This window comes from Pseudomonas sp. DL (assembly GCF_047199225.1).
GTDB classification, from domain to species: Bacteria; Pseudomonadota; Gammaproteobacteria; order Pseudomonadales; family Pseudomonadaceae; genus Pseudomonas; species Pseudomonas aeruginosa.
In genome coordinates this window covers 3,332,861-3,348,444 of record NZ_CP178323.1, presented here as the reverse complement: position 1 = coordinate 3,348,444, position 15,584 = coordinate 3,332,861, and the positions used below count along the sequence as shown (strand labels likewise).

Below are 15,584 nucleotides of genomic sequence, written 5' to 3'. Positions count from 1 at the left end.
CCCTAGGCGGTGTTGCGCGCCCGCGCCAGGTCGCGCAGCGGCGGGGCGCCGAACAGCCGGCTGTACTCGCGACTGAACTGCGATGGGCTTTCGTAGCCGACCCGGTAGCCGGCGGCGGCCACTTCCAGGCCCTCGCTGAAGATCAGCCGGCGCGCTTCCTGCAAGCGCAGCTGCTTCTGGTACTGCAACGGGCTCATCGCGGTCACGGCCTTGAAGCGGTGGTGCAGGGTCGAGGGGCTGAGGTTGACCACCTGGGCCAGTTGCTCGATGCGCAGCGGCTTGCCGTAGTTCTGGTTGATCCAGTCGATGGCGCGGGTGATGCGGTGGGCCTGGCTGTCGGCGATGGCGATCTCGTGCAGGCGCTGGCCCTGGCCGCTGCGCAGCAGCCGGTAGAAAATCTCGCGGAGGATCAGCGGCGCCAGCATCGGGATGTCGCGCGGGCTGTCCAGCAGATGGATCAGGCGCAGCACCGCATCCAGCAGGCTGGCGTCGATACGGTCGACGTAGAGGCCACGGTCGCCGCGCCGGCTGGCCACTTCCATGGGCCCGGCGTCGGAGATCAGCTGGGTGATTTCCGCAGGGTCGATATCCAGCCGGACGCAGAGGTAGGGCGCGTCCGGCGAGGCGTCGATCACCTGGCCGGCCAGCGGCAGGGTGACCGAGACCACCAGGTAGTGCAGCGGATCGTAGATATAGCGTTCCTCGGCCAACTGCACCTCCTTGCGGCCCTGGGCGATGATGCACAGGGCAGGTTTGTGCATGCCGCGCGCCGGCAGGGTGGGGCCGTCGGCGCGAATCAGGGCGAGGGGGTCGACGGCGGTGCCGTAGACACCGTCGCTGGGACAGTGCTTGAGCAGCAACTGCGCCAGTTCGCTCTGGCGCTGGCGCAGTTCGGCGGGGAGATCGACGGAAAGAAGCGGGGTGTTTTCGCTCATGCGGGGACTCGCGGGGGAAACCTTCCCAAGACTAGCGCGCGCCGCGGCGGCAGGCACTCATCGCGATGCGCGTTGGCAGGATCAGGCAAGCATTCGCCAGGAACAGGCAAGCCAGCTCGTCGCACGGGGCGCAAGCGGATGAGAAAAAACCGGAACGCGGCAGTTTCAGGCAAGAACCCGACAGTATCCGTCTACCGATTCCCCGCGCCATCCCCCTAATCTGGCTGGCATGGCGGAATCTCCGTCATGCCGATGGGAAACACATGCAGGGGGACACACCTATGTCAAATCAACAGGCCAGACTGTCATCGGGCGGCATGTCGCCGGAGCGCGCGCCGGGTGCCTTCCGTTCGCGGCCGGTGCGCGACGGCGCGCTGGTCCCCGAGGCGCCTTCCCGTTCGCCTTCCGGCCCTGCCGCGGGCGGCACGCTGGCGCGGCGGACCCATCCCGGCAACTGGTAATCGGAGGCAGGGCACATGCGTCACCCTTACACCCCACAGCGGCCGGCCGGCGTCTTGGCGCCGCCGGCCCTTCCACTTCTGGTGCCGCTTGCGCAGCGGCGAATCCATGTCGAGGAGGCAGAGAGCATGCCAGCGTTCAATCGGGCCAGTCACCTGGTCAGCATTCGCGCCCGCAGCGGCCAGTCGCACCGCCTCGGCCTGCGCCTGCAAGAGCTGGCGCAGGCGGGCCAGGCCGCGCCCGGTTGCCTGCGCTACGAACTGCGCCAGGCGGACGGGGACTCCGACCTGTGGTTGTTGCACAGCGAGTGGAGCGATGACGCGGCCATGCAGGCGTACCTGGCCGGCGACGCCCAGCGGGTCTTCGCCGAGGTGCTCTGGCAAGCGCTGGCGGCGACCCTGGACGTGCAGGAGCGGCCGTTCTGAAACCGGGCGGGCGGATGACGCGGCGCGGCGTCCGCCCGTCCCCCTTGTTCTGGCGTCTCAGCGACCCGGCGCGACCGGCGACTGGTCCGCTCGTTCGTCTTCGACGTCGCGATGTCGCTCGAAGGCGGTCGCCGGCGAGCCATCGGCATTGACCTGCAACACCGCGCGCGGACGGCCGTCCTCGCCAATGAATACCTGGCCGATCCCGGCGCTGTTCCACAGGCGCTCGCCGGCCTGGCTGTGCTGCGGAACGCGCGGGCGGATTTCCAGGCTGCGCCGCTGGGTCAGCCAGTTCAGCGGCGACCAGGGCGCATAGAGCCAGCGGTTGAGGCGGTCGAACCAGTCCAGCAGGCGTCGCGGGAATTCGTTCTTGATCCCGCTGCTGGTGATCTGCCAGAGCCGGGGCCCGTGCTCGCGGTGGCGAATCCGGATGTCGTAGACGAAGGAGTAATGCACGTCGCCGGAAAGGATCAGGTAGTTACCCGGCGTGCGCGAGTGGCGGAAGATGTTCATCATCACCGAGGCCGCGCCGCGATGGGCCATCCAGTTTTCCGCATCGACCAGCAGCGGCTGGCCGATCCAGCTGAAGAGCTTCTGCACGCCCTCGATCAGCTTGACCCCGAACATCGGCGCCGGCGACACGATGATCGCCGCCTTTTCGCCGAGCAGGTCCTGCTGGAATTCACTCAGTGCCTCCCAGTCCATCAGCCCGGAGGGCCGGCCCAGGTTGCGCTCGCTACGCCAGCGGCGGGTGCGCGTGTCGAGGACGATCAGGGTCGGGCTGCCAGGCAACCGGTAGTGCCAGTGCTGGAAGTCGAGCAGGGCATCGAGCAGGCGGTCCTGCTCGGCGCAGGGCAGCCGGCCGTCTGCCGCGGCACCCTCCATCAGGGCCGCGACCGGCGCCAGCCATTCGCCGCAATGCTGCGGGTCGTTGCCCCAGCCCTGGCAGAGCAGGTAGGCGAGCAGGGCGTTGCCGATGATCCGCCGGGAGAACGGATGGCCGTAGGCGGTCAGCTCCCAGCGTGCTGAAAGGTTCCAGTCGTCGGTGATGTCGTGGTCGTCGAAGATCATCAGCGACGAGATATGCGCCAGCGCCCGCGCCACGCGGGGCAGGCCATCGCGGAAGGCTTCGATGTGCCGGCGCTCGCCGGCGAAGCGCTGCGCGTGCCGCGCATCCAGCCCCGGTGGCGGTTCCAGCCTGACCAGGCGCCAGGGCGCCGGCGACCAGACCAGCAGGTACATCGCCAGCACCTCGGCCAGGCCGACCAGATGGTTGTGGGCGTTGGCCGAGGTGAAGATCGGCTTCTTCACCCCGCCGAAGAAGCGCTCGCGCAGGGCTTCGTTGGACTCGAAGGCGGGCAGCAGGTCCTCGCGCCGGTAGTAGGTGGCCGGGTGCGCGTAGAGTGCCTCGCTGTCGTTCACCAGTGCGCCTTCCAGGTGTTCGCCGTACAGGCCGAGGCGGTGGATCAACCCATGGATGGCCACCAGCATCGGCCCGGCGACGTCGTCGGCGTAGACCTGGTCGCCGCTCATCATCAGCAACGCCGGGCGGCTTTCGGCCTGCAGCAGGTTTTCCTCCAGCAGCCGGTCGACCTGCAGCAGGCCATCGGCCGCTGGGTGATGCGGCTTGCGGCAGGAGCCGTGGAGCAACTGGTCGATACGTGGCTTGAGCACCAGGCTGGCGCGCTGGCGACCGGGGTAGAGCAGATGCGGTGCCCATTCGGCGATTCCCGCAGGCTCCCGGCCGTCGGCGGCGAGGCGCAGGTCGTAGTCGACCAGGCGGGCGCAGGGCAACGGCGGGTCGAGCGCGACATCCAGCAGGTGCAGCCAGGCATGGGTGCCGATGCGGATGGCCGAGTGGGTTCCTTCCGCGAGGCGGACCCGACGCTCCGCCTCGCCTTCGCTGGCGAGGATCAGTTCGATGGTCGTCGGGCATGACGTGGCCAGCCAGAACACCAGGCGTCCGGGCTCTGCGCGGCGCAGCAGGGGACCGGCCAGGACCAGGGGCAGGGCTTCGTCAGGCGGGGTGTCGTTGGGGAGCGAGGCGGACATTGGTACGGGCGTTGTCGACGCGGCGAAACAAGCTGACGAGTATGCCGCTTTCGGCGGATCGCGGCGTTGCCATTTCGTAAGGAATGACGACAGTCGACGCGGGATGGCGATCTTCTAATGCCAAAAAGTTAAGTACACCTTAATTAATATTCTTTTTTGCGTTCGGGCTTCTGCGGCATATTGCCTTCCGCGCAGGCCCGGCGGCCTGCCATCGCTGTTTGCGGGAGGGACACGTGCAATCCGACGTCGGCGCCGCCTCCCGCCGATCAAGGTTTCGCCTGCCACCCCGACGCCCGGTGGCGCAGGCCCGTAGCACGAGAGTGCGGAATGGGCATGGATCAGACACGCAATCGCCTCGTCGGCCTGATGTTCCAGAACGACTATTCCTGGCTGAGCGGGCGCCTGCGGCGCTACCTCGGCTGCCCCCACAGCGCCGAGGACATCGCCTCGGAAACCTTCCTCAAGGTCCTTGCCCTGCCGGACCCGGCAAGCATCCGCGAGCCGCGCGCGCTGCTCACCACCATCGCCCGCCGGCTGATGTACGACGGCTGGCGGCGCCAGGACCTGGAACGCGCCTACCTGGAAAGCCTGGCCGGGCTTCCGGAGGCCCTCGCGCCGTCCGCCGAGGAGCAGGCCCAGGTGGTGGAAACCCTGCTGCGCCTGGAGCGCATGCTCGCCGGGCTGTCGCCGAAGGCCCGCGCCGCCTTCATCCATAGCCAGATCGGCGGACTGACCTACGTGGAGATCGCCTGCTTGCTGGAGGTTTCCGTCAGCCGCATCCACCAGTACATGGTCGAGGGCTTCAAGCAGTGCTACCAGGTGCTTGCCGAATGAGCCAGGGAAGGCGAGAACGCATCCTCGACGAAGCGGCGCAGTGGATGGCGCTGCTGCAATCCGGCCATGCCGGCGCCGAGGAGCGCCGGGCGTTCCAGCAGTGGCGCCAGGCCGATGCCGAGCACGGTGCGGTGTTCGACCGGCTCAGCCTGGGCTTGCAGTCGTTTCGCAACGAGCCCCTGCACGGCTTGCGCGCCGAGCAATTGATCGGAGCCCTCGAGGCGCCGTCCGCTCGTCGCCGGTTTCTCCAGCGCAGCCTCGCCCTGGCGGCGTTCGGCGTGGCGACGCTGGCGCTGGGGCGGATCGGCATCGTCGGCTTCCCCTGGCCCGGCGACCTGTACACCGGCACCGGACAACGCCAGAGCTTCCGCCTGGAGGATGGCAGCCAACTGGTGCTGGACGCGCGCAGCCGGGTACGCCCCGAATTCGATGGCTACCGGCGTCGCCTGCGCTTACGCGAGGGCCGCCTGCTGGTTGACGTGGCACGGGATCCGGCGCGGCCTTTCGTCGTCGACACCGGGCGTGGCCAGGTCGAGGCGCAGGGAACCCGCTTCCAGGTCAGCGATGACGGCGCCAGCTCGCGAGTGGTGGTGCTCGAGTCGCGGGTGCGGATCACCACTGCCGACGGACGGCAATGCCTGTTGGAGCGCGGCCAGAGCGCCCGTTTCGACGCCTCGGCGATTCTCGCCCGAGGTCCTGCCGAAGGCGGCGAGAGCGCCTGGCTGGATGGCCGGCTGGAGGTCCGCGACCGCCCGCTGGGGGAGGTGCTGGAAGCGTTGCGCGCCTATCGCCGCGGCATCATCAGCGTCGCCGACGACGCGGCGGCGCTGCGCGTCAGTGGCATCTACCCGCTGGACGACAGCGGCGTGGCGCTGGCATTGCTGGAGCAGAGCCTACCGATCCGGCTCGACTACCACGGGCCCTACTGGGTCAGCATCGCCAGCCGCTGAGGCGCGCGCCCGGCGGCGAGCCGGGCGGCGCGACGCTTCAGAACGGCTTGGTCGGCAGGTACTTGCCGTCGAGGGTGATCACCGCCCGCGAGCCGCCTTCCGGGTCCTCGACCTTCTTGATGTCCAGCTTGAAGTTGATCGCGCTGATGATGCCGTCGCCGAACTGTTCGTGGACCAGCGCCTTCAGGGTGCTGCCGTAGACTTGCAGCATCTCGTAGAAGCGATAGATGGTCGGGTCGCTGGGAATGCCGCCGGGAATGCTGCCGCGCAGCGGGATGCTTTGCAGCAGGAGCACCGCGTCGTCGTCCAGGCCGAGTTGGGCGGCGACCTTGCGCGCCGCCGCCTCTGGCAGGGCATGCTGGCCGAGCAGGGCGGCGGTGACGAAGGTCAGGGCGAGACCGGTGCCGTCGGCCAGGTCCTGCCAGGACAGGCCCAGGCGGGCCTTGTTCAGGACCACGGTCTCGGCCAGTTGCTGGCGCGCGTTGGGGGACACTTGGCTGTGTTGCATGAGATGACTCTCCTTGCGGGTGGTTGTGAGGGAAGGGATTCAGGCGACCGCCTGCCCGGGTTCGCCGCCTACCGCGCGCACTTCGGGATGCTCGGCGAGGGAGACGAAGCGCCGGCTGGCGCCGTCGAGGGCGTCGATGCGGCCGCTTTCGATGTCGTAGACCCAGCCGTGCAGGTTCAGCCGACCCTGCTCCAGGGCGCGGGCGACGCAGGGGTGGGTGCGCAGGTTGGCCAGTTGGGCGATCACGTTGTGCCGCACCAGGGCGTCCAGCCGCGCCGCCTCGGAGGCGTGTTCGTGGGCGCTGTTCATCGCCCGTGCGGCCTCGGCGTGGTGCAACCAGCCGGCCACCGCCGGCAGCTGGTCGAGACAGGCGCAGGAAGCGATGGCGCCCATCGCGCCGCAGTCCGAGTGGCCGCAGACCACGATGTCGCCGACCCCGAGCACCGCCACCGCGTATTCCACCGAGGCGCTGACCCCGCCGGGCTGCGGCCCGTAGCCGGGGACGATGTTGCCGGCATTACGGATCACGAAGAGTTCGCCGGGCTCGCGCTGGGTCAGCAGTTCGGGGACCACCCGGCTGTCCGAGCAGGCGATGAACAGTGCCTTGGGGGCTTGCCGGGTGGCCAGGGACTTGAACAGTTGCGAGCGCGCCGGGTAGGCGTCGCGCTGGAAGCGGAGAAAGCCGTCGATGATGTCACGCATGGCGCTGGGCTCCTGGCCGTCGAATGGTGGGGCCAGGATGCGCGGATTGAGCCATAGGGTCCAAGACCGGTTTATTATTCCAGTCATTGGTCTGGTCTATAGTTGGATGTTTCCATGCTGCTTCGCCACCTGCGCTACCTGCTCGCTGTCGCCGAGCATCGCAACTTCACCCGCGCCGCCGAGGCGCTGCACGTTTCGCAGCCGACCCTGTCGCAGCAGGTGCGGCAACTGGAAGAGCAACTGCGCGTGCAATTGCTCGACCGCTCCGGCAGGAGCGTGCGTCCCACCGATGCCGGCGAGCTGTACCTGCTTCATGCGCGGCGTGCCTTGCGCGAGCTGGAAGCGGCGCAACGAGCGATCCACGAGGTGCGCGACCTCAGTCGCGGCCGCCTGCGCCTGGGCATGACGCCGACCTTCACCTGCTATCTGGTGGGCGCCCTGGTGGATCCGTTCAATCAGCGCTATCCGGGCATCGAGTTGAGCCTCGAGGAGTTGCCCCAGGACGCCCTGGAGGCGGCGCTGATCGACGATCGCCTGGACCTTGGTGTGGCCTTCAGCGAGCCGGGTTCGGTGGAGATCGACAGCCAGCCGCTCTACCTGGAGCGCCTGGGCCTGGTGCTGGGGGCGGAACACCCGGCGGCGGACGCGCCGCTGGCCGCCGCAGCGCTGGCGGAGTTGCCGTTGGCGTTGTTGCGCGACGACTTCGCCACGCGCCGGCACATCGACGCTTACCTGCGCCAGCAAGGGGTGACGGCGCGGGTGGCGCTGGAGGCGAACTCGATCAGCGCCATCGTCGACGTGGTTCGCCGCGGAAGACTGGCCAGCATCCTGCCGGAGGCGGTGGCGCGCCAGCAGGCCGGGTTGCGCTGCGTGGCGCTGCGGCCGGCGTTGCCGACCCGCCAGGTAGCGCTGTTCTGGCGCCAGGGCAGCCACCCCGGTGCCGCGCGCCTGGCCTTCCAGGCCCTGGCGCTGGAACTCGGCGCCGAGCTGGGCGACGCCTGAGCGGGATCAGCCGCGACTCGGCTGCAACGCCGCGGGTTCCTCACGGCGCAGCCGCAAGGCCAGGGCGGCGCCGAACAGGGCGAGCAGGGCGCTGAGCGCGGTCACCCATTCGATGCCGCGCGCCTGGCTGGCCAGCAGGCTGGCGGCATCGGCGCCGCGCACCTGGGCGTTGGCCAGCGCCACCAGCAGGGCCAGGCCGAGCGCGCCGCCGATCTGCTGGGTCATCGAGGCCATCCCCGAGGCGACGCCCTGTTCGGCGGGATCGACGCCGCTGGCGGCGCTCACCCACATGGCGGTCCAGGTCATGCCCTGGCCGATGCTGAGGATCACGATGGCCGGCAGCAGCGCCAGGAAGCCGCGCCCCAGCGGCAGGCACGCTGCCAGCAGGCCGAGCCCGAGTGCGCCCAGCAGCAGGCCGGCGACCAGCGTCGCGCGTGCCCCGTGGCGGGCCAGCAGGCGCTCGGCGACGCGGATACCGAGGGTGCAGAGCAGAGTCGCCGGGAGGAACGCCAGGCCGGTCTGCAACACGCTGTAGCCGTACACCGACTGGAAGTAGATGGCCAGGAAGTAGTACTGCACGCCGTAGCTGCTCATGAAGATCGCGGTCAGCAGCATCGCCACCTGCAGGTTGCGGTTGCCCAGCAGGCGCAGCGGCATCAGCGGGTCGCGGCTGTAGTGTTCGATGGCGAGGAACGCCAGTAGCAGCGGGACGGAAAGGTAAAGTCCGAAACGTACCGAGGGCGCATCCCAGCCCGACTCGGGGCCCTGGACCAGGGCGAAGACCAGCAGGGTGGCGCCGGCGGTGACCGTCAGCGCGCCGGCCAGGTCGAAGCGCCGACCGCGCTGGCGCCGGGCGTCGGCCGGGATCAGGCGCAGGGCGAGCAGCGCCGCGGCGCCGGCCAGCGGCACGTTGACCAGGAAGATCGAGGCCCAGCCGAACAGCTCGGTGAGCGCGCCGCCGAGCGCCGAGCCGAGGGCCAGGCCGAACGCCGAGGCGATGCTCCAGATCGCCAGGGCACGATTGCGCGCCGGGCCCTCGGCGAAGTGATTGCCGATCAGCGCCAGGGTCGCCGGGAACAGCAGCGCGCCACCCAGGCCCTGCACGGCGCGGGCGAGGATCAACGGCAACTCGCTCTGGGCCAGGCCGCCCGCGAGGGAGGCGAGGGCGTACAGGCTTTGCCCGAGGACGTACATGCGGCGCCGGCCGAGCAGGTCGGTGGCGCGCCCGCCGAGCAGGAGGAAGCCGCCGAAGGCCACCGTATAGGCGCTCACCACCCATTGCAGGCGTTGCGCCGAAAAATCCAGCGCCCGGCTGATTTCCGGCAGGGCGACGAACACGATGGTGGCGTCGAGGGCGATGATCAGTTGCGCGCAGGCGAGCAGGGCGAGCATCCAGTTGGAAGGGGCGGCACGGTCCGTCACGGCGGGACTCCTGGTCTGGGTTGGGCGCGGCCAGTGTTTCTCATGCTGGAATCGTGATAAATAGCCTCTCCGTCCTTTCACTGATGAAAATAATCATCGATGAGATCGCCATGGACCTGAATGCCGTCAAGTTGCTCGCCCGCGTGGCCGAGACCCGTAGCTTCACCCAGGCCGCCGTTTCTCTCGGTCTGACCCAGTCCGGCCTGTCGCGCGCCATCGGCCGGCTGGAAGCCGAACTCGGCGTGCGTCTGCTGCACCGCACCACCCGCAGCGTCAGCCTGACCCCGGACGGCCAGCTGTTCTACGAGCGCTGCGCACCCTTGCTGGCGGAACTGGAGGAAGTCGAGAAGTTGCTGGTGGACCGCCAGTGCGCGCCGAGCGGTCCGCTGAAGATCACCACCCCGCAGGCGCTCGGGCGGATCGTGATCATGCCGGTGCTGCGCGAACTGACGCGGCGCTACCCGCAATTGCAGATCGAGGCGGCGATGACCGATCGCCTGGTCGACCTCACCGAGGAAGGCTTCGACGCCGCCGTGCGTCTCGGTCGGGTCGGCGACGTGCGCCTGATCGCCCGGCCATTGGCGGCGTTGCGCTGGGTCACGGTGGCGTCGCCGGAATACCTGCGCAGTCACGGCACGCCGGAGCGCCTGGAGCAACTCGCCGGGCACAACTGCCCGACGGTGCGCGACCTGCACACCGGCAAGCTGCTGGAATGGCAGTTCCAGCGCGACGGCCAGCCGCTGAGCCTGGCGGTGCGCGGCGACCTGGTGCTGGACGTGGCCGACGCGCTGGTCGACGCGGCGCTGGTCGGCCAGGGCATCGTCCAGGTGATGGGCTTCATGGCCGAGGAGGCGATCCGCCGGCGTCGACTGGTACGCATCCTCCAGCCGTTCGAACCGCCGCTGTGCCCGGTGTCGCTGATCTACCCGCCGTCGCGGCAGTGCTCGCTGAAGATCGGCGCGCTCTACGAGGAACTGAAGAGCGCGCACTGGTGCGGGGCGCTGACATACTGACCCGAGGGCGGCAGGGCGGATAACGCCGTGTTCGGACCGGCGGATAGCCGCAGGCGGCTATTCGCCCTACACGGGGCAAGGCCGGTAGCCGAGCTTGGGGGTGATTTTGGGGTAGGGCGAATAACGCCGGAGGCGTTATCCGCCGATACGCCGTGCCTGAACCGGCGGATAGCCGCAGGCGGCTATTCGCCTTACGCGGGGCAAGGCCGGTAGGGGAGCTGGGGAAGATTGTCGGGTAGGGCGAATAACGCCGGAGGCGTTATCCGCCGATACGCCGTGCCTGAACCGGCGGATAGCCGCAAGCGGCTATTCGCCCTACGCGGGGTAAGGCTGGTAGCGGAGCTGGGGGAAGATAGTCGGGTGGGGCGAATGACGCCGGAGGCGTTATCCGCCGCTATGCCTATTCGCCCGCGCTTATAAGCTCAGAACAAAGCGTTCCAAGCCTGCCCTGCAAATCTCCCGCGCTCATCGCTCATCCCCTGGAAACCATGTTTTCGGGGGGAACCGAACGATGCCGCACCATGCTCCATCCACACGCCTGCCTTCCAGCCTGGCCCTGGCCGCGCTGCTCGCGGCGGCCCTGGCCGCGCCGCCGGAGGCACGTGCGGAGACGCCCGCGCCCGCCGCCAAGGCGCTCACCTTCGACGTCGCCGCCGGCCCGCTGGACCAGGTGCTGCTGGGCATCTCGCGACAGAGCGGCTTGCTGATCTCCTTCGAGCAGTCGCTGGTGCGCGGCCGGCAGGCGCCGGCGGTGCGCGGTCCGCTGAGTGTCGACCAGGCCCTGGAACAGGCCCTGCGCGGTAGCGGCCTGCAGTTCCGCCGTTCCGAGCGCGGCGCGGTGATTTCCGCCGCGCCGCTGCGCGCGGCCGTACCGGCGGCGAAGGTGCAGCCGCTGGCGGCGAAAGCGGAGCAGACCCTGGAGCGGGTGGTGGTGACCGGCTCGCGGATTCCCCGCGCCCAGCAGGAAGGGCCGTCGCCGGTCACGGTGATCAGCAGCGAGGAAATCCAGAACCGTGGCTACCGCAACGTCTTCGAGGCCTTGCAGACGCAGACCCAGAACACCGGCATGACCCAGGGCGAGGACTACGGCAACACCTGGCAACCGGCGGCCAACGCCCTCAACCTGCGCGATCTCGGCCCCAACCACACGCTGGTGCTGATCAACGGCCGGCGCGTCGCCGACTACCCGACCGCCTATGGCGGCTCGGTGAACTTCACCAACCTGGCGAACATCCCGGCGGTCATGATCGACCGCATCGAGATCCTCAGCGGCGGCGCCTCGGCGATCTACGGCTCGGATGCCATCGCCGGGGTGGTCAATATCGTCCTGAAGAAGAAATTCGATGGCGTCGACGTCAACCTGCGCGCCGGCACCACCGAGCGCGGCGGCGGCGACAACCAGCGCCTGCAACTGGTCGGCGGCGGCGCGACGGGCGACTTCGAAGGCCTGTTCGGCCTGCAGGTCGAGCAGCGCCAGCCGGTCTGGGCCAACCAGCGCGGTTTCATGGACAGCTACCCGGACGGCAACAACGTCGGCTACCGGCTGAATCCGCAGAGCGGACGCTACCTCGGCGACGCCTCTTGCGCCGGCCTCGGCGGCCTGTTCGGCGGCAACGTGGCGCCGGTGCCGGGCGCCAGGGGTGGCTATCGCTGCATGACCGACCAGTACTACAACAACTACTGGACCCTACAGACCAAGAAGGAAAACTACGACGGCTACGCCGGCGGCACCTGGCACCTGAGCGACAGCGGCAAGCTGTTCGCCGACCTGCTGTTCGGCTTCGACCACCTGCAGAACAATACCCGCGGGCCGTCCTTCACCTCGCCGGACTTCATCAATGCCTCCAGCGGCGACCTGGAGCGCTGGTACCGGCTGTTCTCGCCCGAGGAGATCGGCGGCAAGAGCAGCAACAACAGCAAGTGGCGCGAGGTGTCCTGGACCGGCACCCTCGGCTACAGCGACCGCGTCGCCAATACTTCCTGGGAATACGAACTGGCCGCGACCCGCTCCGAGTACCACAGCGACCGCACTACCCGCTACACCCCGGCGGCCGGGATCCTCGACCTGTACCTGGGCCGCAAGCTCGGCGAACGCGACGGCTACCCGGTCTACGATCCCGATCCGGCGCGCCTCGGACGTCCGCTGAGCGAGGAAGAGTGGCGCAGCCTGCGGCGCAACGTGACCCAGCACAGCGAGTCCTACTCGCAGACCTACAGCTTCACCGGCAACGGCGAGCTGTTCGACCTGCCTGCCGGCCCGGTGGCCTTCGCCGGCGTGCTGGAGGTGGGCAAGCAGGGCTACAGGATCCGTCCCGACTCGCAATACAACGACGGCTCTCTCTACAACGTCTCCAAGGCCAGCAGCTCCGGCGGCTCGCGCGACCGTTACGCCGCCGGCGGCGAATTCAGCATCCCGCTGCACGACACGCTGCTGGCGTCCGCCGCCGGCCGCTGGGACCAGTACAGGTTCAGCGGTCGCACCGAGGAGCAGACCACCTACAACCTGGGGCTGGAGTGGCGCCCGCTGACCAGCCTGCTGCTACGCGGCAGCTACGGCACCAGCTTCCGCGCGCCGGACCTGAACTACATCTACCAGGCCGACGCCAACGGCTACTACCCGGCGCAGAAGGACTACTACGGTTGCGAGAAAGGCGTCGACGGCGCCTGCAAGAACGGCCGGGTCGACTACGTGCAGAGCGGCACGCCCGACCTGAAGTCCGAGCGCGGGCGCTACTGGAGCTACGGCTTCGTCTGGTCGCCGTCGAGCAGGTTCGACTTTTCCGCCGACTACTACCACATCCAGATCGATGACCTGCTGACCACCCTCGATCCGGACAAACTGCTGCGCGACGAGGCGGCCTGCCGCAGCGGCGGGCTCGATCCGGACTCGGCGCAGTGCCGCGACACCCTGGCGCGGGTCGAGCGCAACGCCGGCGACGCCAGCGTCGACCCGAATCGCCTGAACAAGGTCTACGTCAATGCCATCAACGCGGCCAAGGAGCGCACCAGCGGCATCGACCTGCGCAGCAACATCCGCTGGGGCGCCGGCGACTACGGCGCCTTCTCCTCGACCCTCGGCTACACCCTGGTGTTGTCCCACGACTACAAGCAGTCCGACGACTACCCCAGCGAGAACCAGCGCGACAGCCTCGACTCCCACGACTGGCGCAGCAAACTCAACGCCAGCCTGACCTGGGACTACGCACAGTTCACCTCGACGCTCTTCGCGGTGCGCTACGGCAGCGTTACCAACGCCGCTGGCAGCGGGCGCCTGAGCCCGTGGACGGTGTTCAACGCCAGCGCCCGCTACCGGCTCAACGAACGCGCCAGCGTCGGCCTGACGGTGAACAACCTGCTCGACCAGATCAAGGAGGACGACTCCGATGGCTGGCCGTACTATCCCACCGGCAACTACGACGCCATGGGCCGCCAATGGTGGCTGGACTTCAGCTATCACTTCGGTGGTTGAGCCATGCCCGGACGCATCCTGGTCTTCGCCTGCTGCCTGCTCGCCAGCCTGGCTCGCAGCGAGCCGCGCCATGCCATCACGCTCTACGACGAGCCGGCGAAATATCCGCCGGGTTTCCAGCACTTCGACTTCGTCGACCCGCAGGCGCCCAAGGGCGGCAGCCTGCGGCGGATGGAAAGCGGCAGCTTCGACACGCTGAACCCCTTCGCCAACCGCGGCACGCCGATCAGCATGACCCAGGCCGCGCTGATCTACGAAACCCTCGGCTTCCAGTCACTGGACGAGCCGTTCACCGAATACGGTTACCTGGCGCGCTACATCGAGAAAGCCCCGGACAACAGCTGGGTGCGTTTCCATATCGATCCGCGGGCGCGCTTCAGCGACGGCGTGGCGGTCACCGCCGAGGACGTGAAGTTTTCCTTCGATAGCCTGGTCGAGCAGGGCAGCCCGTTCTGGCGCGCCTACTACAAGGAGGTCCGCGAGCCGGTGGTGGAGGATCGCCTGCGCATCCGCTTCGATTTCCGTCATGCCGGCAACCGCGAACTGCCGCTGGTGCTGGCCCAGCTCTACGTGCTGCCCAGGCATTGGTGGCAGGGACGCGACTTCAACCGCAGCAGCATGCGGCCGCCGCTGGGCAGCGGACCTTACCGGCTGGAGAAGGCCGAGGCGGGGCGTTCGGTGAGCTACCGGCGCAACCCCGACTGGTGGGCTCGCGACCTGCCGGTCGGGCGTGGCCTGTACAACTTCGAGCGGATCCGTTTCGACTACTACCGCGACAGCGGCGTGGCCTTGCAGGCGTTCAAGGCCGGGCAGGCCGACATCAATGTCGAGACCAGCGTCAAGGCCTGGAGCAGCGGCTACGACTCGCCGGCCCTGCGCGATGGCCGGTTGCGCCAGGAGAGCTTTCCCTACCCGTACCCGGCCAGCCTCCAGGGCCTGGTGTTCAACCTGCGCCGGCCGCTGTTCGAGGACCGCCGGGTACGCCAGGCGCTGAGCCTGCTGTTCGACTTCGAATGGACCAACCGGCAGCTCTTCGGCGGTCGCTACAAGCGCCTGCGCAGCTATTTCGACAACTCGGAGATGGCCGCCCGCGGCCTGCCCGGCGCCGACGAGCTGGCCTTGCTGGAGCCGCTGCGCGGGCAAATCCCCGAGGAGGTCTTCGGCCAGGCCTACGCTCCGCCGGTGAACGACGGCAGCGGCGATATCCACGAGCGCCTGGTGCAGGCCTACCGCCTGCTCGGCGAGGCCGGCTGGCATGCCGTCGACGGGCGCCTGCTGGATACCGCCGGACGGCCGCTGCGCTTCGACCTCCTGCTCCAGGGCAAGGGCCTGGAGCGCGCGCTGCTGCCGTTCCAGCGCAACCTGGTGCGGATCGGCATCGATATGCGCCTGCGCCAGGTGGACGCTTCGCAATACATCGAGCGCATACGTGCGCGGGACTACGACATGATCGTTTCGAGCTTCTCCCAGTCCAATTCGCCGGGCAACGAGCAGTACAGCTTCTGGCATTCCTCCAGCTACGCCGATCCCGGCGGCTACAACCGCATCGGCCTGAAGGACCCGGCCATCGACCGGCTGGTCCAGGCGGTGGTCGAGGCCGACTCGCGGGCCGCCCTGGAAACCGCCGTGCGCGCCCTCGACCGGGTGCTGCAATGGGGCTACTACCTGATCCCGACCTGGTATTCCGACGAGGTCTGGATCGCCAGCTGGAATCGCTTCGGCCGACCGCCGCAGGCGCCGCGCTACAGCCTGGGGCTGAACACCTGGTGGGAAGTCCGCGAGCGGGCCGCGCCGAGCCGGGAGGCGCAGTGAC

The 15,584-nt window shown here is 68.8% G+C and carries 12 protein-coding genes; 7 read left to right on the top strand and 5 right to left on the bottom strand.

Translation table 11 applies throughout. The features are described 5' to 3' along the window. Nucleotides 1-2: 2 nt before the first annotated feature. On the bottom strand, nucleotides 3-935 hold the full coding sequence (gene cmrA / locus ACI766_RS15495) for an AraC family transcriptional regulator CmrA (RefSeq protein ID WP_003118542.1): 933 nt from the start codon (nucleotides 933-935) through the stop codon (nucleotides 3-5). 587 nt (nucleotides 936-1,522) lie between these two features. On the opposite strand from cmrA, the gene ACI766_RS15490 reads away from it, so the two are divergent. After that, nucleotides 1,523-1,819 (top strand): antibiotic biosynthesis monooxygenase family protein, encoded by a 297-nt coding sequence (locus ACI766_RS15490; RefSeq protein WP_003118540.1) that lies wholly within the window; start codon nucleotides 1,523-1,525, stop codon nucleotides 1,817-1,819. 57 nt (nucleotides 1,820-1,876) lie between these two features. Here the strand turns inward: ACI766_RS15490 and ACI766_RS15485 are convergent, their stop codons facing one another. Continuing rightward, nucleotides 1,877-3,871: an alkaline phosphatase D family protein gene (locus ACI766_RS15485; protein ID WP_023086309.1), complete on the bottom strand. Its 1,995-nt coding sequence runs from the start codon at nucleotides 3,869-3,871 to the stop codon at nucleotides 1,877-1,879. Nucleotides 3,872-4,198: 327 nt separating this feature from the next. On the opposite strand from ACI766_RS15485, the gene ACI766_RS15480 reads away from it, so the two are divergent. After that, nucleotides 4,199-4,705: a sigma-70 family RNA polymerase sigma factor gene (locus ACI766_RS15480; protein ID WP_003114876.1), complete on the top strand. Its 507-nt coding sequence runs from the start codon at nucleotides 4,199-4,201 to the stop codon at nucleotides 4,703-4,705. Further along, a complete protein-coding gene (locus ACI766_RS15475; protein WP_034003748.1) occupies nucleotides 4,702-5,655 on the top strand; it encodes a FecR family protein in 954 nt (317 codons plus the stop codon). Before ACI766_RS15480 ends, ACI766_RS15475 begins: the two co-directional genes overlap by 4 nt. 37 nt (nucleotides 5,656-5,692) lie before the next feature. On the opposite strand, the gene cynS is transcribed toward ACI766_RS15475, so the two are convergent. Together cynS and cynT are read right to left on the bottom strand one after the other, a co-directional pair. Continuing rightward, nucleotides 5,693-6,163, bottom strand: a complete 471-nt coding sequence (gene cynS, locus ACI766_RS15470; protein WP_003088707.1) for a cyanase — start codon at nucleotides 6,161-6,163, stop codon at nucleotides 5,693-5,695. A gap of 39 nt (nucleotides 6,164-6,202) precedes the next feature. After that, nucleotides 6,203-6,865, bottom strand: a complete 663-nt coding sequence (gene cynT / locus ACI766_RS15465) for a carbonic anhydrase CynT (RefSeq protein WP_003107081.1) — start codon at nucleotides 6,863-6,865, stop codon at nucleotides 6,203-6,205. A 114-nt stretch (nucleotides 6,866-6,979) separates the two neighbouring features. Here cynT and cynR point away from each other — a divergent pair, with 114 nt between their 5' ends. Next, the gene (gene cynR / locus ACI766_RS15460; protein ID WP_003114874.1) at nucleotides 6,980-7,867 is read left to right on the top strand and encodes a transcriptional regulator CynR; all 888 of its coding nucleotides are present in this window, start codon (nucleotides 6,980-6,982) and stop codon (nucleotides 7,865-7,867) included. Nucleotides 7,868-7,873: 6 nt separating this feature from the next. On the opposite strand, the gene ACI766_RS15455 is transcribed toward cynR, so the two are convergent. Next, nucleotides 7,874-9,259: an MFS transporter gene (locus ACI766_RS15455; RefSeq protein ID WP_043884908.1), complete on the bottom strand. Its 1,386-nt coding sequence runs from the start codon at nucleotides 9,257-9,259 to the stop codon at nucleotides 7,874-7,876. Between the two features lie 140 nt (nucleotides 9,260-9,399). Here ACI766_RS15455 and ACI766_RS15450 point away from each other — a divergent pair, with 140 nt between their 5' ends. The 3 genes from ACI766_RS15450 to ACI766_RS15440 all read left to right on the top strand — a co-directional run bounded on the left by ACI766_RS15450 (nucleotide 9,400) and on the right by ACI766_RS15440 (nucleotide 15,583). Beyond that, nucleotides 9,400-10,302 (top strand): LysR family transcriptional regulator, encoded by a 903-nt coding sequence (locus tag ACI766_RS15450; RefSeq protein WP_003107805.1) that lies wholly within the window; start codon nucleotides 9,400-9,402, stop codon nucleotides 10,300-10,302. 511 nt (nucleotides 10,303-10,813) lie between these two features. Beyond that, nucleotides 10,814-13,771 carry a TonB-dependent receptor gene (locus ACI766_RS15445; RefSeq protein WP_034010715.1) on the top strand — a complete coding sequence of 986 codons (2,958 nt, stop codon included), beginning with the start codon at nucleotides 10,814-10,816 and terminating at the stop codon, nucleotides 13,769-13,771. 3 nt (nucleotides 13,772-13,774) lie between these two features. After that, entirely contained in the window at nucleotides 13,775-15,583 is a 1,809-nt protein-coding gene (locus ACI766_RS15440; protein WP_087824003.1) for an extracellular solute-binding protein, read from the top strand. Nucleotide 15,584 lies beyond the last annotated feature (1 nt).